This window comes from Mesorhizobium sp. M8A.F.Ca.ET.207.01.1.1, assembly GCF_004794715.1.
Lineage (GTDB): Bacteria > Pseudomonadota > Alphaproteobacteria > Rhizobiales > Rhizobiaceae > Mesorhizobium.
Map to the genome: position 1 here is coordinate 329,073 of NZ_SRUS01000005.1, position 18,542 is coordinate 347,614.

Consider the following 18,542-nt stretch of genomic DNA (forward strand, 5'->3'; position numbering starts at 1 on the left):
AGGACAGCCCGGACGACGAGGATGGCTGGTCGAGCAGGCTCATGCCGTCAGCCGCCGGCGCTGCTCGTTCATGCGCGGCGCCTTGTGGAACTTGCCGTCCTTCATGATGGCGAGGATGCGGTTCTTGTCCTGCAGGATGCGCACATCCGAGATCGGATCGCCGTCGATGAGCAGGATATCGGCGAGGTAGCCTTCCTTGATCAGACCGAGCTCGTCGCCCATGTTCATGATCTGGCCGCCATATTTGGTGCCGGCCTGGATCGCTTCCATCGGCGAGAAGCCGAGCATCTCGACGAAGGTCTGAATGTCCTTGGCGTTGGTGCCTTGCGGCGTCCAGGCAAAGCCGTAGTCGCCGCCGATGCACACACGAATGCCGCGCCGATGCATCTTCTTCATCGTGTCGATGCACATTTCGAGTTCGCGCTCATATTCGAGCGAGAGCGGCGAGCCGGGCTTGATGCCCCATTGCTCGGCATGGCGAGCGGTGTTGATCAGCCAGGCAATGCCGGGCGCGACGAAGTGCTTGTCCTTGACCGCCTCGAGCATGTCGAGCGCCTCCTCGTCGGCGAAGGAGGCGTGATAGATGTTCTGGATGCCGTGGCGCACGCACTGCTTGACCGAGCCGGACGAGCGCGCATGCGCCGACAGCACCTTGTTGCGGCAGCGCGCCTCGGAGGCGGCCATGGCAACCTCCTCCTCCGACATCGGCGTTTCCTCGGCGCCCATGCCGGTGATGCTCTCGCCGGACAAATTGAGCTTGATGGAATCGACGCCGTATTTGATCAGCTGGCGGACGGTGCGGCGGATTTCCTCGGGGCCGGAGACGACGAGGCCGAGGTTCAGCCCCTCATGCGGAATGTGCGAGGGCGCTGAATCGCCGAGACCGCCGACCGTGGTGATCTCGGGACCCGCCGCGAGATAGCGTGGTCCGGGGAAACGGCCCTGGTTGATGAATTTCTTGGCCACGACATCGAGGCGCGGCTTGGCAGCGGCAGCGCCCCGGCCGGCGGTGAAGCCGGCGTCGAGCACCAGCTTGGCCATCTCCATGGTGACCAGCATGTGTTCCTCGACCTCCATCATCTGGATGGGATCGATGCCGGGCGCGTTGTTCCAGGACAGGTGCAGATGCGCGTCGATCATGCCGGGCATAAGCGTCGCGCCCATGCCGTCGATGATAGTTGCTCCCCCCGCTGCACCACCGCTGTAGGAGGACGACGAGGACGAGCCGAAGCGCGACGAACCCTTGGTGATCTGCTTGATGCGGTTGCCCTGCACCAGCACCTCGCCGGTGTAGGGATATTCACCAGTTGCGTCGAGCACGCGCACATTGGTGAACAGCGTGCTGCCCGAGCCGTTGCCGTTCCAGCTGTCGTCTGCCATCACAAGCCTCCCAACTTGCCGAGCGCATAAGTTTACGCCCGATCAGAATTCCTCACCTATCAACCCGTCTCAAAAAATCAGCGAGCTTTTGGGTGCTTTCGCGCGGGCTCTCGACCGTTGCCCAATGTCCGCACCGATCCAGCGACGAGAATACGGCGCCCTTGATTTTATCGGCAAGCGACTGGGCGACGCCGGGCGGATTGACCGTGTCGGCATCGCCGGTAACCAGCAGTGTCGGCGCCGAGATCCGGCGCGCATCGACGGCGGTCGCCTTGGCCAGCGCCTCGCAGGTGCGGGCATAGGATTCGGGATCCTGCCTCGTGATCGATTCCCGCACGAAGGCGACTGCCGCCGGCGAGGTTTCCCTGCTGTGTGCCGAGATCGCGTTGGCGACGATCTGGTCGGCTATGTCTGATATACCGCCCGAGCGCGCCAGTTGCGCCCGCTTGCCGAGCCCTTGCCGTGTCGCTTCGGTCGGCTCGGCCAAGGCCCCAAACAGGGCGAGCGACCTAACCAGCGAAGGCTGCGCCGCCGCGATCTGCTGACAGACGATGGTGCCCATCGAATGGCCGACGAAATGGGCTGACGTGACCCCCATGCCGGCCAAGGCGCGGATCACCGCCTCGCTCATGCCTTCGATGGTCAGCGGCTCGATCGGACGCGGCGAGCGGCCGGAGCCCGGCAAATCGAGCCGGATGACGCGGTAGGCGGACAATGCCGCCATCTGCGGCTGGAACATGTTCGAGGTGCCGCCAAGGCCGTGGATCATCGCCACGGCAGCCCCCTCGCCGACAGTTTCGGCAACGACCTGGCCAACCGTCACGGTGGTCATCGTGCATGCTCCGCGAAGCGGTTTTCCAGCGTGCCGATGCCGTCGATCTCGATGCGTACGACGTCGCCTGCCTTGAGATATTTTGGCGGATCGAAGCCGATGCCGACGCCGACCGGCGTGCCGGTGGCGATGATGTCGCCGGGCTTCAGCGTGATGCCTTGCGACAGGGTGGCGATGATGGTGGGAATATCGAAGATCAGCAGCGATATCCTGGAATCCTGGCGCAGATCCTCGTTGACGAAACACCTTATTCCGGCGGTCGCCAGGTCGAGGTCGTCCCTGGTCACCGCCCAGGGGCCCATCGGGCAGAACGTGTCCTGCGACTTGCCGATCAGCCACTGGCTGTACTTGCCCTGCAGGTCGCGCGCGGTGACGTCATTGACGATGGTGTAGCCCCAGACGTGATCGAGCGCGTTCTCCCTGGAAATGCCGCGTCCACCTTTGCCGATGATGACGGCGAGTTCCGCCTCGTAGTCGATAGCCGTCGAGACGGAGGGATCGATCAGCACGCTGGCATGGTTGGCGACCACCGATTCCGGCACTTTGGAAAAGATGATCGGGTGCTTCGGGATCGCGCCGGCGCCGGCACTGGAATCAAAGCCCGAGCGGGCGAACTCATGCGCGTGCTCGTGATAGTTCTTGCCGACACAGAAAATGTTGCGGCGCGGCTGGGGGATCGGCGCCTCGATCTCGACCTGCGCAAGCGGGATCGGCGACAAGGTACGCGGGATGCCGGCGCCGTTGCGCTCGACCAGCGCCAGGATGCCGGACCTGGCCTGGTCGACCGAAAAATCGAAAGGCGCGATAGTCTGGGCATCGAGGTCGACAAGACCGACGCGACGTTCGCCTGATATCGAAAAAGTCGCGACCCGCATCCAGTTCCTCCCTGAACCAATATTGAGCCAATTTTTTGCTCTTTCGCTACACGCTATCGCCGATTGGTTTAGGCCGCAAGTGGAATCTCGGCTGAGCGCACCAAAAGTATCCGACCGCGATATGCCAGTTTCAGCGGAATCGCTCCGGTGCTGCGTAATGGACGGCGGCGCAAGAAGCTGATATGCGTGGTTCAGTATCGGATCAGATAAAAGTTGCCAGACATGCCGAAGCTCGTCGCCAACGATATCGCCACCGTCCTGAAAAAACGCATCTCCTCGGGCGAGTGGATCGAGAATGGCCGCATGCCGCCGGAGCGCGATCTGGCGAGTGAGTTCGGCGTCGCGCGCAACACGGTGCGGCGCGCCGTTTCCTTCCTCGAGGAGGACGGCACGGTGGTGCGCCATGTCGGGCGCGGAACTTTCCTGACCGCCACCAATCCGGCCTCGATGGCGGCGGTTGTCGGCCGGATGGAAGGCACCAGCCCTGCCGATATGATGGAGATCCGGCAGTTGCTGGAACCGGCGGCGGCATCGTTCGCCGCCACCAATGCCAGCGCCATGGAACTGAACGCGGTGCGCGAGGCGCACAAGATCGCCTGCGAAGCGCAGGACATGCCGACCTTCGAACACTGGGACGCGGAGTTCCACCACCGCATCTTCGCCTGCTCGCGCAACGAATTCCTCAAGGAGATCCACAATCTGATGCGCATCCTGCGCAATCAGGCACCGTGGTTCGAAATGAAGAAGCGCTCCTTTTCCGAGGAGCGCCGCGGCATCTATTGCAGCGAACACCAGACGGTTCTCGACGCGCTGCTGCGCCGCGATCCGGAGAGCGCCAGCCAGGCCATGCTAGCGCATCTGAAAACCGTCGAGCGCAATCTTTTGGGGCGGTGATCGCGCCGGGAAGGCGCGGCAGCGCCTCCCCCGCCCCTAGTATCACTCGCCGCGCATCGTTGCCTGGAAAGTCGGCAGGTGCTTCTTCTGCGCTTCCAGCATGCGTTCGCGGTAGACACCGTAGATGACGTCGGTGTCGTGCAGCGTGACGCCCGCGATCGTCGGCGAGGCAAAGACCGGCAGTTCGATGCCGCGCTTGGCGAGCTGCTCGGCGGTGCGGGCAATCAGCTCATGCGCCAGGATCATGGCGAGCACCGTCGACGAACCGGACACCGGACGACTCCAGCCCTCGACCGGCACGATGGCGTCCTCGATCGGCGAGCAGGTGTCGATGACGAGATCGGCCGCATCCGCCAGCCGCTTGCCGGAGGAATGCGTGGCAGGCTTGTCGAGATTGTTCTTGCTGGTCACCGCGACGACGAAGATGCCGCGTTTTTTCGCGTAGAGCGCGGTGTCGATGCCCGACGAATTGCGGCCGCTATGGCCGAAGATGATGATGGAATCGCCCTTGTTGAGCGGCTGGTGATCGAGGAACTTCTCGGCGTATTTCTCGGTCCGCTCCAGCCACAGAAGCTCGCGCACGCCGCCGGCGCCGAGCACGTTGTGCCACATCACGCGCGGGTCGGTCAGCGGATTGAAGCCGACATAGCTGCCGTAGCGCGGGAACACTTCCTGCACCGGCAGCACCGAATGGCCCGATCCGTAGAGATGGACCAGACCGCCGCCTTCAAGCGAATCGGCGAAGCGGGTGGCGGCCTGGCCGAAGGCCTCTTCGTTGGTTTTCGCTGCCTTGTCGATGAGAGCGGCGAGACGGTGGATGTAGAGATCGGACACGTGGGTACTCCTGTTTAAGTGTCTGCTTGGGAGGGTGGATCAGCTTCGCGGGTTCGACGGGACGCGCCCGGCGCGCAGCGTCGAGCGGATTTCGTAGCGGTCGCCGCGCATGATGGAGACGGTGAATTCGAACGGGCCGCGCTCGTCGGTGGTGATGCGTTCGACGATGAAGGCGGGGCTGCCGGCGGGCAGATCGAGCAGGTCGGCGTCCGCCGCGCCAACGGCACCGACGCGGTAGTTTTCCCGCGCGGCCACCGGCACGATGCCGTAGTGACGCTCGAGCGCTTCGTAGAGCGAGCCTTGCAGCAGGCCGGCGTCGAGGAACCCCGGCACGCGCGCCGCCGAAAGCTGCGCCGTCTGGATGCCGATCGGCTCGTTGTTGCCCAACCTGAGACGCCGGATGCGCACCACCGGATCGCCTTCCTCGATCTCCAGCGCGCCGGCCGCCGCAGCATTGGCCGTCGTCAGGCTGCAATCGAGCAGGCGCGAGCCGGCGACCACGCCCATATTGCCCATTTCCTGGGTGAAGCTGGTCAGCTCGCGCGTGCCGGCCACCAGCGTGGTCGAGCGCACGAAGGTGCCGCGGCCATGCTCGCGCCGCAGCAGCCCGCCTTCCTCCAGATTGCGCAGAGCATGGCGCAAGGTGATGCGGCTGACGCCAAACAGAGCGCACAGCCGGTCTTCCGCCGGGATCTGGTCGCCGGTCGCCCATTCGCCGCTCTTGACGATGGCGCGGATCGCCTCCTCGACCTGATACCAGAGCGGCTCCGGGCGTCTGCGGTCCGGCTGCTGAAAGCTCGCTTCGCTCATCGCACCTGTCTCCACTCTTTCCCGGCGCGACCAGCCAGCGCCGCGCCGACAAGACCGGCACCCGGACCGAACCGGCCGGGCCGGACATCGATGCCACGCAGATGCGCCGGCAACTGATGCCGCAGCGCGGCAAGCAGCGGCGGCCGCATCACCTCCAGCGCCTCGGCCAGTCCCCCCGAAATCAGAACCGCCTGCGGATCGAGAAGCGCCACGGCCCCGGCCAGCGCCGTGCCGAGCCGCCGCGCCGGCACTTCCAGCAAGGTCTGCGCTGCGAGTTCGCCTGCCTGAGCGGCGGCGATCAGTTGGCGGCCATCGGTGAGGCCGATCTGGCCGGCAAGCGCATCGAGCGCCCGGCCCGAGGCGACGCGCTCCAGCCAGCCGCTGCGCTCCTCGCCATGATCCTTGATGTCGGCGCAAGCCCAGCCGAACGAGCAGGCGCCGCCATGCGCGCCGGCAACGATGCGGCCGTTGGCCAGCACCGCCGAGCCGATGCCGGTGCCAATGGCGAGCAGGATCGCATCCGACATGCCTTTTGCCGCACCCTCGACGGCTTCCGCCAGCAGCGCGATCTGCGCGTCGTTGCCGAGCGCCACGGGCAGGCCTGGAAACAGGGCCTGGACGTCGACGCCGTCGAGAAACGGCAGGTTCGGGATCCAGCGGCAGACGACACCTTCGACGAGCCCGGGCACCGCGATGCCGAGCGCCTCGACCGCCCCGGCTCCAGCGCGCAGCGCCTGGATGCGGGCGACGAACGCATCAAGGCTTGCCGGCGCCGGCTCGCGGCTCGGCATGTCCAGCGCGCCGACATCGCCGGTGAAGACGGCGGCGCGCAGATTGGTGCCGCCGAGATCGATGGCCAGAACCCGCGTCATCGGCCGGGCCCCTTGCCGAACGGCGGCGCGAACAGGCCGCTGCCGGCATTCCACGAATGCGACGCCGCCGCGAAGGCTTGTGCGTAACGCGTACCGCGCAGGCAGCCGCGCAACCGGTAGAGCGCGCTGTAGTAATCGACATAGGGAAAGCTGCTCAGGCCCCGCGCCAACTCGTACTCCTTGACCGCCTCGCTCCAGTCCTCGAAGCCGTCGCTGACATCGACGAGATGTTCGGGCCGAAAACCGTCATCATCCTCCCAGTTCTCGCCGAACAGGAGCAGTTGCGGCGTGTGCGCCGGGTTGTCGCTGGCTACCGTTGGCAGGGCGGCGTAGAAGATGCCGGTTTGCGTCAGATGCGCGGCGGCGCGATGGTCCTTGTGCCAGCTGCCGTGCCAATGAGTGATGACGATCTCGGGTTTGAGTTCGCGAATGATGTCGCATACCTCGAGCGCCGTCTCGTCGTCCGACGGCAGGAAGGCGTCGCGCAGGCCGAGGCTGCGCACCTTGACACCAAGCCGCTCGGCGGCCCTGCCCGCTTCCTCTTCCTTCTGCACGCAATAATGCGCGGGGATGAGGCAGGGATGCCCCTGCTCGCCCATGGTCAGGTGCAGGAAGGTCACCGAAGCGCCGCGTTTAACGGCGGCGGCGGCCAGCGGCCCAGCGATCACCTCGGCATCGAAGGCGTGCGCGCCGACGACCAGGATGGAGCTTGCGGCGTAGATCCTGTCTTCGATCATTTCATGCCTCCCCCGGCGCCGACGCCTTCGCGAATCTGGCGGGCGAGCAGACAATACATGATCAGGATGGGCGCCATGGAGATCGCCAGCGAGGCGAAGACCAGGCCCCAGTCGGTGCGGAACTGGCCGACGAAGACGCTGATCGCCAGCGGCACGGTCTTGTAGCGGTCGTCGAAGATGAAGATCAGCGGGAAGAAGAAGTCGTTCCACACGGCGATCGCCGTGAAGATGGCGACGATCGACACCGCCGGCTTCACCATCGGCAGGATAATCTGGAACAGGATGCGGACCTCGCCGGCGCCATCCATGCGCGCCGCCTCGTCGAGTTCGGAGGGCAACACGCGCATGAAGTTGGCGAAGATGAAGACGGCGAAGGGAATGCGGATCGCCGAATAGACGAGGATCAGCCCGGTCAGCGAATCGAGCAGGCCGAGATTGCGCATCAAGGTGAACAGTTCGACCGAGGCCAGCCTGATCGGCAGCATGATGCCCGACAGGAACAGGCCGAGCATGATGGCGTTCCAGCCGAGCCGGTAGCGGCTGAGCGGATAGGCGGCCATCGCCGAGACGACGATGGTGAGAATGACCGCGCCGCCGGTGACGATCAGGCTGTTGATGAAATTGTGGCCGAGATCGGCGCGCGTCCACGCCCGGACGAAATTGTCGAAGGCCCAGCTTTGCGGCAGGCCGAGCCGATTGTCATAGATCTCGGCGGTCGTCTTGAAGCAGGAGACGACGAGGATGTAGTGCGGCAGCAGAACCGCGGCCGTCCAGCAGACCAGCACCGTCCAGCCGGGCAGCCGCGCCAGTCTCGGCGAGAAGGTCCTGTGCGGGATCGCCAGCGCGCTCATAGCTGCACCGTGCGGCGATCGAAGAAGCGCAGCATCAGAAGCGTGCCGATGCTGAGGATCAGGAACAGTACGGTGCCCAAGGCCAGCGCCAGCCCGATATCCGTGATACCGACAGCGCCCTCGGCGCCAAAGGCCAGCCGGTAGAAATAGGTCACCAGCGTGTCGGTCGCGTAGCTCGGATTGCCCTGCACGCCCTGCATAACATAGACGATGTCGAACTGGTTGAAGGTGTTGATAAACGACAGCGTCGTCAGCGTGCCGAGCGCCGGCATCAAAAGCGGCAGCGCGATCGAAAACAGCATGCGTGCATTGCCGGCGCCGTCGAGCTTGGCCGCCTCGAAGATCTGGCCGGAAATCTGCCGCAGGCCGGCCGTGTAGATCAGCACCGGCAAGCCCATCCAGTTCCAGGCGTCGACGGCGATCAGCATTCCGAGCGCCGTGTGGCTGTTGCCTAGCACGGTGAGGCTGCCCTCATGCAGGCCAAGCCCGTTCAGCGCCCATTCGACGACGCCGCCGGGCGCCAGGAGCAGCCGCCACAGCGCACCCACGATGACCGGGCTCAGCACCGCCGGAAAGAAAAACACCGACTGGAAGAAGGCCGCGCCCCTGTCGCGCAGGAACAGCAGCCAGGCGAACAAAAGGCCGATGCCGTTCTGGAGGACCATGATGCCGAAGAACCAGGCGGTGTTGTGCCAGAGCGCGCCGTAGAGCCGCGCGCCACTCGGGAAGACGAACAGCCGCGAGAAATTCGACAAACCGGCAAACTCGACCATGCGCAGCCCCTTCCAGATGAAGAAGCTGCCCCATAGCGACATCGCCAGGGGATAGAGGACGAAGAGCGCATAGACGGCCAGTGCCGGCAGGATGAAAAGCACGGCCATGCGCTGCTGCGTGCGTTTCAGGCTGCTTGTGCGGTGAAGGTTGGCCATACGTTCTGTCCGGCGAGAGGCCGGCCGCGATGCGACCGGCCCGGCTCCTCACTGCTTCGGCTTGAACCAGGTGGCGACGGCGGCCTGAATATCGGCGGCCAGCTTCTCGGGTGCGATGTTGCCTTCGACCATGTCGATGATCTCCGACTGCAAGACCGAGGAGGCCGTCGGCGACTGCCAGCGAAAGCCGACCAGCGTCAGATAGGGTGTCGACTTCTTCGACATTTCCATCATTTGCGCCAGCACAGGGTCCTTCACCGTCACATCGGTGCGGGCCGGCGGCCAGCCGAGCTCGTCGGCGAACAGCTGGGCGAATTCGGCCGAGGCCATGAAGCCCAGCACCTTGGTGGCGTCCTCCTTGTTCTGACTCTCGGAGACGAGACCATAGGAGCCGTCCGAGAAGGCCGAGGTATAGAGCTTTGCCCCGGCTTCGTCGGCTGGGAATGGGAAGATGGAGAATTTCAGCTTCGGGTTCTGCGCCTTGAAACTGCCGTTCTCAAAGGACCCGCCGAGGAACATCGCCGCCTTGCCGCCGATGAACTGCTGCGTGGCCGTGGTGTAGTCGATGCCGGCGAAGCCGTCGGGAAAATAGGGCTTCAGCTCGGCGAAGCGCTTCAGTGCCGCGACATAGCGGGGGTCCTCGAAGGTCGCCTTGCCGGTCATCATCTCGTCGTAGAAGCCGGGGCCGTAGACGGTCGGGCCGATGACGCCGACGCCGATCTCCAGTTCCCAGGCGGAGCCATTGGCGCCGCCGGTGGCGATCGGGGTGATGCCGGCCGCCTTCAGCCTCTCGCAGGCGGCGACGAAATCCTTGTAGGTCTTGGGGATCTCGATGCCTTGCGCGGCAAAGATATCCTGGTTGTAGAACACCCCCATCATCGGCACCGAATAAGGCACGCCGTAGACCTTGCCGTCGGTGCGGCCGCGCGCGCCGCCAAGGGCTGCGTCCGGCATGTTCTTCAATTCCGGCACGCTGTCGTCGAGCACGTCGAGATAGCCGGCATCGACGAAGGGCTGCAACTCGCCATAGGCCTTGAGCTGGGCGATATCAGGCCCGCGGCCGCCGCGCAGCGCCGTGCTCAGCCGGTTCTGGTAGTCGGCATCCGGGGTGAACTGGATGTTGACCTTGATGCCGGGGTTCTTGGCCTCGAAGGCGTCGAAGATGCGGCGCATCGCCGCCTCGTCCTCGGTGCGCCAGCTCCACAATGTCACCGTGCTGTCGGCCCTGGCCGGCAGGGTCGTGAAGATGCCCGCGCAGGCGGCGGCAAGGCCGCCGATCAGCCCTAGCGCGGCGCGCCGGTGAATTGAAAGCATGCTCATTGCCAGTTCTCCCGTTTTTCTCTGTCCTTGGCGTCCCGCGACACTTCGATGCCGCACGAGAGTCATTCGCTCGGCCTAAGTCATTATAACGACATAGCGTTGTTAGCAAGAGGTGTCATTTTCCCTCAGAACGGCATCGTCGAATGATCTGATTCAATAAATTCTAATAACTTATTGTTTTTGAATAACTAAATATCTCACTGTGGTGGCCATGGAAAGATGGTGCCAGTTTCTGCATGCAGCTTTTTCGCAAACGGGCCTTGCGCGATCGCTTCATGTTGTCATAACGTCATTGTGATCGCTATGCTCAAGTGGAGGATGAGGATGTCGTTTGCCTGGACGTCGAAACTGGCACTGGCCGCGGGTCTTGCCATCCTGCCCGCCAGCGGCTGGGCGCAATCGGTCAACATCTCCTACCTGACGCACTGGTCGCCCGAGACGGTGGCGCTGCTGGAAGCGGCGGCCAAGGATTACGCCAAGACCAATCCCGACATCAGCGTCACCGTGCGCGCCGTTCCTTTCGGCGATCTCCTGACCACGCTTCGCTCCCAAGGCGGCGGTGCGGACGGTCCGACAATCGGTGGCATCTACGATCTCTGGCTGCCGGAACTCGCCCGCGACAAGCTCGTCGCTCCTGCCCCCGATGCGGTGGCGAGCGAGGTCAAGGGCGCCTGGCCGGCGGGCGTCGCCAGCGCCGCTTCGGTCGGCGACAAGCTCTACGGCATACCTAACGAGATCGACGTCTACGCGCTCAACTACAACAAGGCGCTGTTCAAGCAGGCCGGCATCGCCGCTCCGCCAAAGACGTGGGACGAGTTCAAGGACGCGGCGCGGAAACTGACCAACAAGGACGCCGGCCAACAGGGTTTTGGCATGATCAATTCATGGGCCGCGGGCGTCGTCCATCCCTTCGCGTCACTGCTGGTTTCCAATGGCGGCGAGTTGGTTAGGGAGGGCAAGCCGGTGCTGGACAGCAAGCAGGCCGGCGAGACGTTCCAGCTTTATGAAGACCTCATCAAGTCCGGCGCCAGCGTGCCGGCCATGGCGACCGCCGACGCCAACACCACCGGCCCGTTCCTCGACAATTTCGTCTCCGGCAAGACCGGCATGATCATCATGGCCAACTGGTGGGAGAGTGCGCTGAAGACCGGCATGGGCGACAAGTTCACCGACATCGCCACGGCCCCCATCCCCGTCGGCCCGAGCGGCGACAAGCCGCATGCGATCTCCTATTCCTGGATGACCGTGGTCAACGCCAATGCGGGCCAGGCCGAGCAGAAGGCGGCATGGGATTTCCTGGCCTGGCTCAACAATCCGAAGTCCGGCAAGAACGGCGCGTCGGCCATGTCCGACATCCTGATGTCGATGGGCATCCTGCCGTCGCGCACCTCCGACATCGAGGCGCACAAGGACAAGCTCGGCTCGGAATTCCTGTCCGGCTATGTCAGCGTGCTCGCCGACGCAAAGCCCTTCCCGGTGGTGCCCGGCGGACAGGAATTCTCGGAATCCCTGCAGCAGACGATCGAGGCGTTGCAGTATGGCCAGGTCTCGGCCAAGGATGCGCAGGCGACGGCGCAGGCCGACGCCACCTCGATCCTGGAGCGCGCCGCCAAATAATGATCAGACCGTAATGATCCAGAGGTACTGTGCCTCGGCGGGCATCATGCTTATGCCCGCCGTGACGCTGATCGGCATCTTCATCCTGCTGCCGATGCTGCTCACCGTCTGGCTGTCCTTTCAGGACTGGTCGACGCAGACACCGTTTTCCAGCGCCAGCTTCATCGGCCTTGACAATTTCCGCGAGATCTTCGGGCCGACCTCGGTCGGGCGCGACTTCAAGGGCGCGCTGACCAACACCGCCATTTATACCGCACTGTCCGTCGTCCTGATCCTGCCGCTGTCGGTGGCTTTCGGCCTGATGGTTTACCAGCACGATGTCGCCGGCGGCACGGCGCTGAGGACGGTGCTGTTCTCCACCTATATGGTGCCGATGATCGCGGTGGCGCTGGTCTGGTCGAAACTCTATTCGCCGAGCGAGGGGCCGCTCAACCAGATGCTCGGCCTGATCGGCGTCGGACCGCAGCCCTTCTTGTCGTCGCCGCGCTCGGCGCTGATCTCGATCGTCTTCCTCAACGTCTGGCAGCAGGTCGGCTATTTCACCGTGCTGGCAATCGCAGGGCTAACGCAGATTCCGGGCAGCCTCTACGAGGCGGCGAAGCTCGACGGCGCCAACCGATTCGAGCAGTTCCGCTTCATCACCTTGCCGCTGATGCGGCGCACGCTTTTGTTCAGCGCCGTCATCGCCATCATCAACGCGGTGCAGGTGTTCGAGCCGGTGGCGCTGATCACGCAGGGCGGGCCGGTTGGCTCGACCAATGTCTTGACCTATCACATCCGCCGTGTCGGCATCGAACGCGCGCAGGGCGGACTGGGCTCGGCCATGGCTGTCATGCTGATGCTGTCGCTGATCGTCGTTGTCTGCGCGCTCTTCGCACTCGCCAACCGGAAGAACCAGGAATGAGCGCGGGATCGTCGAGCTGGCTTCCGCGCGGACGCCCCTCCGGCCGCAAGGCGCTGCTGGCGACGCTGATGCTGCTGGCCGCCGTCGCATCCGCCTTCCCGCTGGTGTGGATGGTGCTGTCGAGCCTGAAAACGCCGGCCGAGAGCATGCAGGTGCCACCGGTCTGGATACCGCATGCGCCGAGCCTCGAGGCCTATGAAAAAGTTTCGGGTGTGGTCAATGTCGGCCGGTCGATGTGGAACTCGCTGGTGATCGCCTCAATCACCACGGGCGGCGTGCTGGTCACCAGCATGATGGCCGGCTACGCCTTCGCCAAATACCACTTCCCCGGCCGCTCGCTTTTGTTTTCGGTGCTGATCGCCACCATGTTCCTGCCGCCGATCGTGACGCTGATCCCGCTCTATCGTCTTGTCGGCTCGATCGGCCTCAATGCCAGCCTTGCCGGCATCATCGTGCCCAACCTCGCCAATGCCTTCGGCATTTTCCTGATGCGCCAGTTCATCGCCGGGGTGCCCGACGACCTCATCGACGCCGCGCGCATGGACGGCGCCTCGGAACTGCTGATCCTGTTCAAGATCGTGGCGCCGAGCGTGGCGCCCGCGATCGCCGCACTGGCGCTGTTTGCCTTCGTCTATCACTGGAACAGCTATCTGTGGCCGCTGACGGTGCTGCAAGGCAACGCCGACGCCTATCCGATCGTCATCAGCCTCAGCCGGCTGTTGAGCTACAACAGGGGCGCGGTCAACACCGGACTGGTGATGGCCGGCGCGACGCTGGCCGTGCTGCCGCCTCTCATCCTGTTCGTCTTCCTGCAGCGCTTCTTCGTCGATTCCATCGTCGGCTCGGCGATCAAGGGGTAGCCGTCCTCAGTAAGGAAGGCCGACGTAGTTCTCGGCAAGCGCGGTCGACGCTGCGCGCGAGTGCACGAGATAGTCGAGTTCGGCCTCCTGGATGCGCTGGCCGAAGTCGCCGGTATCGGGAAAGCGATGCAGCATGGTCGTCATCCACCAGGAAAAGCGCACCGCCTTCCACACCCGCGCCAATGCCTTTTGCGAATAGGCGTCGATGCCGGCCATGGATTTCTCGCGGTAGAAGTCGCGCAAGCCGGCAAAGAGATAGCGCACGTCGCTGGCGGCGAGGTTGAGACCCTTGGCGCCGGTCGGCGGCACGATATGGGCTGCATCGCCGACCAGGAACAGCCGGCCAAAGCGCATCGGTTCGGCGACGAAGGAGCGCAGCGGCGCGATCGACTTTTCGAAGGACGGCCCGGTGGTGACGCCTGCTGCCGTCCGCTCCGGCAAGCGGCGGCGCAGCTCGTCCCAGAAGCGGTCGTCGGACCATGCCTCGACCCTGTCGTCCTGAGGGCACTGCACATAGTAGCGGCTGCGGTGCGTCGACCGCATCGAGCACAGCGCGAAGCCTCGCTCATGATTGGCATAGACCAGTTCATGATCGGCCGGCGGCACTTCCGCCAGCACGCCCAGCCAGCCGAACGGATATTGCCGCTCGAAGGTTTTCAGCGCCCGCGCTGGTGCCGATTTGCGGGAGACACCGTGATAGCCGTCACAGCCGGCGATAAAGTCGCAGTCGATGCGATGGCTGACGCCATCCCTCTCATAGGTGACGAAAGGCGCGGCACCGTCGAAATCGTGCAGCGCGACATCGGCTGCTTCATAGACGGTGACCAGTCCCGCCGCTTCGCGCTTGTCCATCAAATCATGTGTCACCTCGGTCTGGCCATAGACGGTGACATGCTTGCCACCGGTGAGTGCAGTGAGATCGATGCGGTGCAGCCGTCCGTCGAAAGCAAGCGAGATGCCGGAGTGCGGAAGGCCTTCGGCATGCAGCCTTTCAGCAGCACCAGCCTCCCCAAGCAGGTCGACCGTGCCCTGTTCGAGCACGCCGGCCCGCACGCGGCCAAGCACGTGCTCGCGGCTCGACCGCTCGAGGATGACGGTCTCGACGCCGATGGTGGCGAGCAACTGGCCGAGCAGCAGGCCGGACGGTCCCGAGCCGACGATGACGACCTGGGTGCGCATCAGTGGCCGAGGCTTTCGACCTGCGCGGCCAGTTCGGCGGCAAGGCGCAGGGATGCGGCCGTCGCGACGACCATCTGCGGCAGCAGCAGCCATTCCAGCGTCCAGGCGGAACCCGAACGCTCCTGCTCATGCACCAGCGCCTGATGCATGCCGGAAAGTTGCATGGCGTTGAAACGAGCAAGCGCCACCAATGCTTCGGCCTTCACCGGGTTCTGCTTGTGCGGCATCGCCGACGAGCCGCCACCGCCCGATAGCTCGATGTCGGTGCCGCCTTGCGCCAGCAGCGCGATGTCCTGGCCGAACTTGCCGAGACTTCCCGTTATCAGCGACATCAGGCCGGCAAGATCGGCGAGCGCATCGCGCTGGCTCTGCCATTGCGAGGCATCGCCGAGGCCGAGCCTGGCGGCAAGTGCGGCGCGCACCGCCAGCCCCTTGTCGCCAAGCTTTTCCAGAGTGCCGGCGGCGCCGCCGAACTGGAGGACGAGCAGGCGCGTCGACTGTTGCGACAGCCTCTCCTGGTGCCGCTGCAGTGGCGCCCGCCACGCCGTCACGCGATCCGCCACGGTGATCGGGATCGCCGGCTGCATGCGGGTCACCCCGGTCAGCGCCCTACCCCCGAAGCGCTCCTCCAGGGACGCGAGCCTTATGATTGTCTCGGTCAGCAGCAGGCCGAGATGCTCGACGACGGATTTCAGCCGGAGCACAAGGCTGGTGTCGATGACGTCCTGGCTGGTGGCGCCGAAATGGACCGAACCGCCATGCGGTTCGCCGACGGCCAGTTTGATCTGGCGCACCAGCTCCGGCACCACGACGCCATCCTTGGTGACCCCAGCGCGCAGCTTGCCGGTATCCGGCCGGAACGAGGCAATCGCCTTGACGATCGCCGCCGCGGCCTCCCTGGGGATGATGCCGCGGTCGGCCTCGGCTTCGGCCAAGGCACGTTCGAAATCCAGCATCGCGGCAATGTCGGCTTCCACCGAAAAATGCCGCGCCGCCTCCTCGTCGCCGAGCAGGCCCGAAAGCAGCGGATGGTCGAAGGGCGATACGGTCATGTCCTGCTCCGTCCATCAACTGTCGAAGAAGACGGTTTCCTTCTCCCCCTGGAGATGGATATCGAAGATATAGGCGTCGCCCTGGCGCTCGGCGATCAGCGTCGACACGCGAACGCGGTGCTCGATACGCGCCAGGATCGGATCCTCGCCATTGGCCTCTTCCTCGTCGGAAAAATAGAGCCGTGTATGCAGACCGAGGTTGATGCCGCGCGCGACGATCCAGAGCGTGATGTGCGGCGCCATCAGGCGACCGTCGCGGAACGGCACCCGGCCGGGCTTGATGGTCTCGAACGAGCAGAGCCCGGTTTCCATGTCGGTCGGGCAACGGCCCCAGCCGAAGAAGTTCGGATCGGCGGCACCGCGCATCTCTGCGGACGAATTGTAGAGCCCGTCGGCATCCGCCTGCCAGATCTCGATCAGCGCGTCCTTCAACGGCGTGCCGGTGCCGTCGAGCACGCGAATGCGCAGCTCGATGCGCTCGCCCTTGGTCCGCTCATTGACCATGGCCGAGCCAAGATCGTCCTCATAGACGCCGCCGATGCCGCAGAAATTCGGCGTCAGCCCGATATGGACATAGGGTCCGGCGGTCTGCGAAGGGCTCTCTTTCGGCCGGTCGAGCGACTGCGCCATCAATTGCCCTCCGGTCTGTTTTCGAACAGCGTCGAGCGGCGCCCGCGCAGCACGATATCGAATTTGTAGGCAAGCGCGTCCATCGGGATTGTCGATTGCATGTCGAGCGCGGCAATCAGCGCTTCGACGGCCGCCTTGTCGCGAATGCCGCCGACGATCGGACAGCGCCAGATCAGCGGATCGCCCTCGAAATACATCTGCGTGATCAGCCGCTGCGCGAAGCCGTGGCCGAAAACCGAGAAATGGATGTGCGCCGGCCGCCAATCGTTCGGGCCGTTCGGCCAGGGATAAGGACCGGGCCGGACTGTGCGAAAGGCATAGGCGCCGTCCTCGCCGGTGAGGGTGCGGCCACATCCGCCGAAATTCGGATCGAGCGGCGCCAGATAGCCGTCCTTCTTATGGCGATAGCGGCCGCCGGCATTGGCCTGCCAGAACTCAAGCAGTGCACCGGGGACGCCGACGCCGCGCTCGTCGAGCACCCGTCCATGGACGATGATGCGCTCGCCGATGGCGCTCTCGCCTGGCCTGGCGAAATTGTGGATCAGGTCGTTGTCGCGTTCACCGATCATGGAATGGCCAAACACCGGGCCGGTCAGTTCCGACAGCGTGTTGTCGAATGACAGCAATGCCTTCTGTGGAGAACGCAGCACAGAACTCTTGTAACCCGGCGTGAACGCCGGCGGGTGCCATTGGCGGTCGCGCTGGAAGAAGGCGCCGGTTTCCGGCGTCCGGTTGGAGCCGGGCTCAGCCATGGGCAGCCTTGTCTGCGTCCATTTCCGCAAACACCTCCTTGGCAATCCTGAAGGCGCGGTTGGCCGCCGGCACGCCGGCATAGATCGCGACATGCAGGAAGGCCTCGCAAATATCCTCGCGCGTCGCACCGGTGTTGGCGGTGGCGCGCACATGCAAGGCGACCTCTTCATCATGGCCGAGTGCCGCCAGCAGCGCCAGCGTGACGATCGAGCGTTCGCGCTTGCTGAAGCCTGGTCTGGCCCACACCGTTCCCCAGGCAGCCTCGGTGATCAGTTCCTGGAAAGGCTGGTCGAAATCGGTGGCAGCGACCTCGGCCCGATCGACATGCGGATCGCCGAGCACGGCGCGCCGCACCGCAAGGCCGGTGCGATACCTGGCTGCGTTGCCGGGGACTTCATCCATGGGTTTGTGCTCCAGGGGCAAGCGATGCGATGAAATCGCGGATCAGGGCGGTGAGCGCCTCGGGTTGTTCGACGCAGGGAATGTGCCCGGCGTCGCGGATGATCTCGAAACGCGCACCGGGGATAAGAGCCGCCAGCGAGCGGACGAGATCGGGTGGTGTCGAGCCATCCTGGTCGCCGGCGATACAGAGCGTGGGCACCGCGATGCGGCGTGCGGCATCGGTGAAATCCGCGTCGCGAACCGCCGCGCAAGTCCCGATATAGCCGGCGGGCGATTGCCGGGTCATCATGTTCCAATAGCCGTCAAGCTCGGCCGTCCGCGCGGTATGGAAGGTCGGAGTGAACCACACTTTGAGCACGCCATCGGCAATGGCCTGGATACCCTTGCTTTCGACCGTCGCAATGCGTGTGTTCCAGCTGTCCGTCGTGCCGATCTTGTGGGCCGTGTCGCACAGGATCATGGCCTCGACGATTTCGGGCCGCCTGGCATAGAGCCCTTGCGCGATCATGCCACCGACCGACAGGCCGCACAGCACGACCTTCTCCAACCCGAAATGATCGATGAGCGCAGAGAGATCGTCGACATGATCGTCGATCGACCTGATGTCGCCGATGTCGGACAGTCCGTGGCCGCGCTTGTCATAGACCAGCAAGGGCATTTCCCCATCGAGCGCCGAGACAGTTTCGTCCCAGATGCGGAAGTCGGTGCCCAGCGAATTGATGAACACCAACGGTGGCGTCCTGCCGTTCGCCTCGACATATCGGTGATGCAGCGTGATGCCGCCAAGGGTGACGAATGGCACGATTTCGAT

General features: G+C 64.5%; 20 protein-coding genes. 4 read left to right on the top strand and 16 right to left on the bottom strand.

Annotation, left to right across the window (positions count from 1 at the left end; genetic code table 11):
- Window positions 1–39: 39 nt before the first annotated feature.
- Genes EN850_RS17035 through EN850_RS17045 form a run of 3 tightly spaced genes read right to left on the bottom strand, consistent with a single transcriptional unit; the run spans window position 40 to window position 3,087 of the window.
- Entirely contained in the window at window positions 40–1,380 is a 1,341-nt protein-coding gene (locus EN850_RS17035; RefSeq protein ID WP_135881653.1) for an amidohydrolase family protein, read from the bottom strand.
- A 52-nt stretch (window positions 1,381–1,432) separates the two neighbouring features.
- On the bottom strand, window positions 1,433–2,212 hold the full coding sequence (locus EN850_RS17040) for an alpha/beta fold hydrolase (protein WP_136091824.1): 780 nt from the start codon (window positions 2,210–2,212) through the stop codon (window positions 1,433–1,435).
- Complete coding sequence (locus tag EN850_RS17045) at window positions 2,209–3,087, bottom strand: fumarylacetoacetate hydrolase family protein (protein ID WP_136091825.1); 879 nt, start codon at window positions 3,085–3,087, stop codon at window positions 2,209–2,211. The genes EN850_RS17040 and EN850_RS17045 overlap by 4 nt, the downstream gene beginning before the upstream one ends.
- 222 nt (window positions 3,088–3,309) lie before the next feature.
- Between EN850_RS17045 and EN850_RS17050 the strand changes: the two genes are divergently transcribed.
- Complete coding sequence (locus tag EN850_RS17050) at window positions 3,310–3,981, top strand: FCD domain-containing protein (protein ID WP_127277803.1); 672 nt, start codon at window positions 3,310–3,312, stop codon at window positions 3,979–3,981.
- A 42-nt stretch (window positions 3,982–4,023) separates the two neighbouring features.
- Here the strand turns inward: EN850_RS17050 and EN850_RS17055 are convergent, their stop codons facing one another.
- Genes EN850_RS17055 through EN850_RS17085 form a run of 7 tightly spaced genes read right to left on the bottom strand, consistent with a single transcriptional unit; the run spans window position 4,024 to window position 10,334 of the window.
- A complete protein-coding gene (locus EN850_RS17055) occupies window positions 4,024–4,815 on the bottom strand; it encodes an SIS domain-containing protein (protein WP_135921326.1) in 792 nt (263 codons plus the stop codon).
- A gap of 39 nt (window positions 4,816–4,854) precedes the next feature.
- The gene (locus EN850_RS17060; protein WP_135881657.1) at window positions 4,855–5,625 is read right to left on the bottom strand and encodes a GntR family transcriptional regulator; all 771 of its coding nucleotides are present in this window, start codon (window positions 5,623–5,625) and stop codon (window positions 4,855–4,857) included.
- The gene (locus EN850_RS17065) at window positions 5,622–6,497 is read right to left on the bottom strand and encodes an ROK family protein (RefSeq protein WP_136091826.1); all 876 of its coding nucleotides are present in this window, start codon (window positions 6,495–6,497) and stop codon (window positions 5,622–5,624) included. Before EN850_RS17065 ends, EN850_RS17060 begins: the two co-directional genes overlap by 4 nt.
- The gene (locus EN850_RS17070; protein WP_135881659.1) at window positions 6,494–7,234 is read right to left on the bottom strand and encodes a PIG-L family deacetylase; all 741 of its coding nucleotides are present in this window, start codon (window positions 7,232–7,234) and stop codon (window positions 6,494–6,496) included. The genes EN850_RS17065 and EN850_RS17070 overlap by 4 nt, the downstream gene beginning before the upstream one ends.
- Window positions 7,231–8,085: a carbohydrate ABC transporter permease gene (locus tag EN850_RS17075; protein ID WP_136091827.1), complete on the bottom strand. Its 855-nt coding sequence runs from the start codon at window positions 8,083–8,085 to the stop codon at window positions 7,231–7,233. Before EN850_RS17075 ends, EN850_RS17070 begins: the two co-directional genes overlap by 4 nt.
- A complete protein-coding gene (locus EN850_RS17080; protein WP_136091828.1) occupies window positions 8,082–9,014 on the bottom strand; it encodes a sugar ABC transporter permease in 933 nt (310 codons plus the stop codon). The genes EN850_RS17075 and EN850_RS17080 overlap by 4 nt, the downstream gene beginning before the upstream one ends.
- A 48-nt stretch (window positions 9,015–9,062) precedes the next feature.
- On the bottom strand, window positions 9,063–10,334 hold the full coding sequence (locus EN850_RS17085; RefSeq protein WP_136091829.1) for an extracellular solute-binding protein: 1,272 nt from the start codon (window positions 10,332–10,334) through the stop codon (window positions 9,063–9,065).
- A 324-nt stretch (window positions 10,335–10,658) separates the two neighbouring features.
- Here EN850_RS17085 and EN850_RS17090 point away from each other — a divergent pair, with 324 nt between their 5' ends.
- From EN850_RS17090 to EN850_RS17100, 3 genes are read left to right on the top strand one after another with little or no spacing between them, the layout of a single operon-like run.
- Complete coding sequence (locus tag EN850_RS17090) at window positions 10,659–11,951, top strand: extracellular solute-binding protein (protein ID WP_135881662.1); 1,293 nt, start codon at window positions 10,659–10,661, stop codon at window positions 11,949–11,951.
- Window positions 11,952–11,964: 13 nt separating this feature from the next.
- Complete coding sequence (locus tag EN850_RS17095) at window positions 11,965–12,855, top strand: sugar ABC transporter permease (RefSeq protein WP_135881663.1); 891 nt, start codon at window positions 11,965–11,967, stop codon at window positions 12,853–12,855.
- Complete coding sequence (locus EN850_RS17100) at window positions 12,852–13,715, top strand: carbohydrate ABC transporter permease (protein ID WP_135916165.1); 864 nt, start codon at window positions 12,852–12,854, stop codon at window positions 13,713–13,715. The genes EN850_RS17095 and EN850_RS17100 overlap by 4 nt, the downstream gene beginning before the upstream one ends.
- A 6-nt stretch (window positions 13,716–13,721) precedes the next feature.
- On the opposite strand, the gene pobA is transcribed toward EN850_RS17100, so the two are convergent.
- From pobA to pcaD, 6 genes are read right to left on the bottom strand one after another with little or no spacing between them, the layout of a single operon-like run.
- Window positions 13,722–14,894 (bottom strand): 4-hydroxybenzoate 3-monooxygenase, encoded by a 1,173-nt coding sequence (gene pobA, locus EN850_RS17105; protein ID WP_135865127.1) that lies wholly within the window; start codon window positions 14,892–14,894, stop codon window positions 13,722–13,724.
- On the bottom strand, window positions 14,894–15,946 hold the full coding sequence (locus EN850_RS17110; RefSeq protein WP_135916161.1) for a 3-carboxy-cis,cis-muconate cycloisomerase: 1,053 nt from the start codon (window positions 15,944–15,946) through the stop codon (window positions 14,894–14,896). The genes pobA and EN850_RS17110 overlap by 1 nt, the downstream gene beginning before the upstream one ends.
- A gap of 15 nt (window positions 15,947–15,961) precedes the next feature.
- Window positions 15,962–16,576: a protocatechuate 3,4-dioxygenase subunit alpha gene (gene pcaG, locus EN850_RS17115; protein WP_135921339.1), complete on the bottom strand. Its 615-nt coding sequence runs from the start codon at window positions 16,574–16,576 to the stop codon at window positions 15,962–15,964.
- Window positions 16,576–17,328, bottom strand: coding sequence for a protocatechuate 3,4-dioxygenase subunit beta (pcaH, locus tag EN850_RS17120; RefSeq protein ID WP_136091830.1), 753 nt, complete (start codon window positions 17,326–17,328; stop codon window positions 16,576–16,578). Before pcaH ends, pcaG begins: the two co-directional genes overlap by 1 nt.
- A complete protein-coding gene (pcaC, locus tag EN850_RS17125) occupies window positions 17,321–17,731 on the bottom strand; it encodes a 4-carboxymuconolactone decarboxylase (protein ID WP_127870566.1) in 411 nt (136 codons plus the stop codon). Before pcaC ends, pcaH begins: the two co-directional genes overlap by 8 nt.
- Window positions 17,724–18,533, bottom strand: a complete 810-nt coding sequence (gene pcaD, locus EN850_RS17130) for a 3-oxoadipate enol-lactonase (protein WP_136091831.1) — start codon at window positions 18,531–18,533, stop codon at window positions 17,724–17,726. Before pcaD ends, pcaC begins: the two co-directional genes overlap by 8 nt.
- Between the last annotated feature and the right edge of the window lie 9 nt (window positions 18,534–18,542).

Coding starts and splice junctions, on each gene's coding strand:
- EN850_RS17035 (WP_135881653.1), bottom strand. CDS start 1,380: ATGGCAGACGACAGCTGGAACGGCAACGGCTCGGGCAGCACGCTGTTC.
- EN850_RS17040 (WP_136091824.1), bottom strand. CDS start 2,212: ATGACCACCGTGACGGTTGGCCAGGTCGTTGCCGAAACTGTCGGCGAG.
- EN850_RS17045 (WP_136091825.1), bottom strand. CDS start 3,087: ATGCGGGTCGCGACTTTTTCGATATCAGGCGAACGTCGCGTCGGTCTT.
- EN850_RS17050 (WP_127277803.1), top strand. CDS start 3,310: ATGCCGAAGCTCGTCGCCAACGATATCGCCACCGTCCTGAAAAAACGC.
- EN850_RS17060 (WP_135881657.1), bottom strand. CDS start 5,625: ATGAGCGAAGCGAGCTTTCAGCAGCCGGACCGCAGACGCCCGGAGCCG.
- EN850_RS17065 (WP_136091826.1), bottom strand. CDS start 6,497: ATGACGCGGGTTCTGGCCATCGATCTCGGCGGCACCAATCTGCGCGCC.
- EN850_RS17070 (WP_135881659.1), bottom strand. CDS start 7,234: ATGATCGAAGACAGGATCTACGCCGCAAGCTCCATCCTGGTCGTCGGC.
- EN850_RS17075 (WP_136091827.1), bottom strand. CDS start 8,085: ATGAGCGCGCTGGCGATCCCGCACAGGACCTTCTCGCCGAGACTGGCG.
- EN850_RS17080 (WP_136091828.1), bottom strand. CDS start 9,014: ATGGCCAACCTTCACCGCACAAGCAGCCTGAAACGCACGCAGCAGCGC.
- EN850_RS17085 (WP_136091829.1), bottom strand. CDS start 10,334: ATGAGCATGCTTTCAATTCACCGGCGCGCCGCGCTAGGGCTGATCGGC.
- EN850_RS17090 (WP_135881662.1), top strand. CDS start 10,659: ATGTCGTTTGCCTGGACGTCGAAACTGGCACTGGCCGCGGGTCTTGCC.
- EN850_RS17095 (WP_135881663.1), top strand. CDS start 11,965: ATGATCCAGAGGTACTGTGCCTCGGCGGGCATCATGCTTATGCCCGCC.
- EN850_RS17100 (WP_135916165.1), top strand. CDS start 12,852: ATGAGCGCGGGATCGTCGAGCTGGCTTCCGCGCGGACGCCCCTCCGGC.
- pobA (WP_135865127.1), bottom strand. CDS start 14,894: ATGCGCACCCAGGTCGTCATCGTCGGCTCGGGACCGTCCGGCCTGCTG.
- EN850_RS17110 (WP_135916161.1), bottom strand. CDS start 15,946: ATGACCGTATCGCCCTTCGACCATCCGCTGCTTTCGGGCCTGCTCGGC.
- pcaG (WP_135921339.1), bottom strand. CDS start 16,576: ATGGCGCAGTCGCTCGACCGGCCGAAAGAGAGCCCTTCGCAGACCGCC.
- pcaH (WP_136091830.1), bottom strand. CDS start 17,328: ATGGCTGAGCCCGGCTCCAACCGGACGCCGGAAACCGGCGCCTTCTTC.
- pcaC (WP_127870566.1), bottom strand. CDS start 17,731: ATGGATGAAGTCCCCGGCAACGCAGCCAGGTATCGCACCGGCCTTGCG.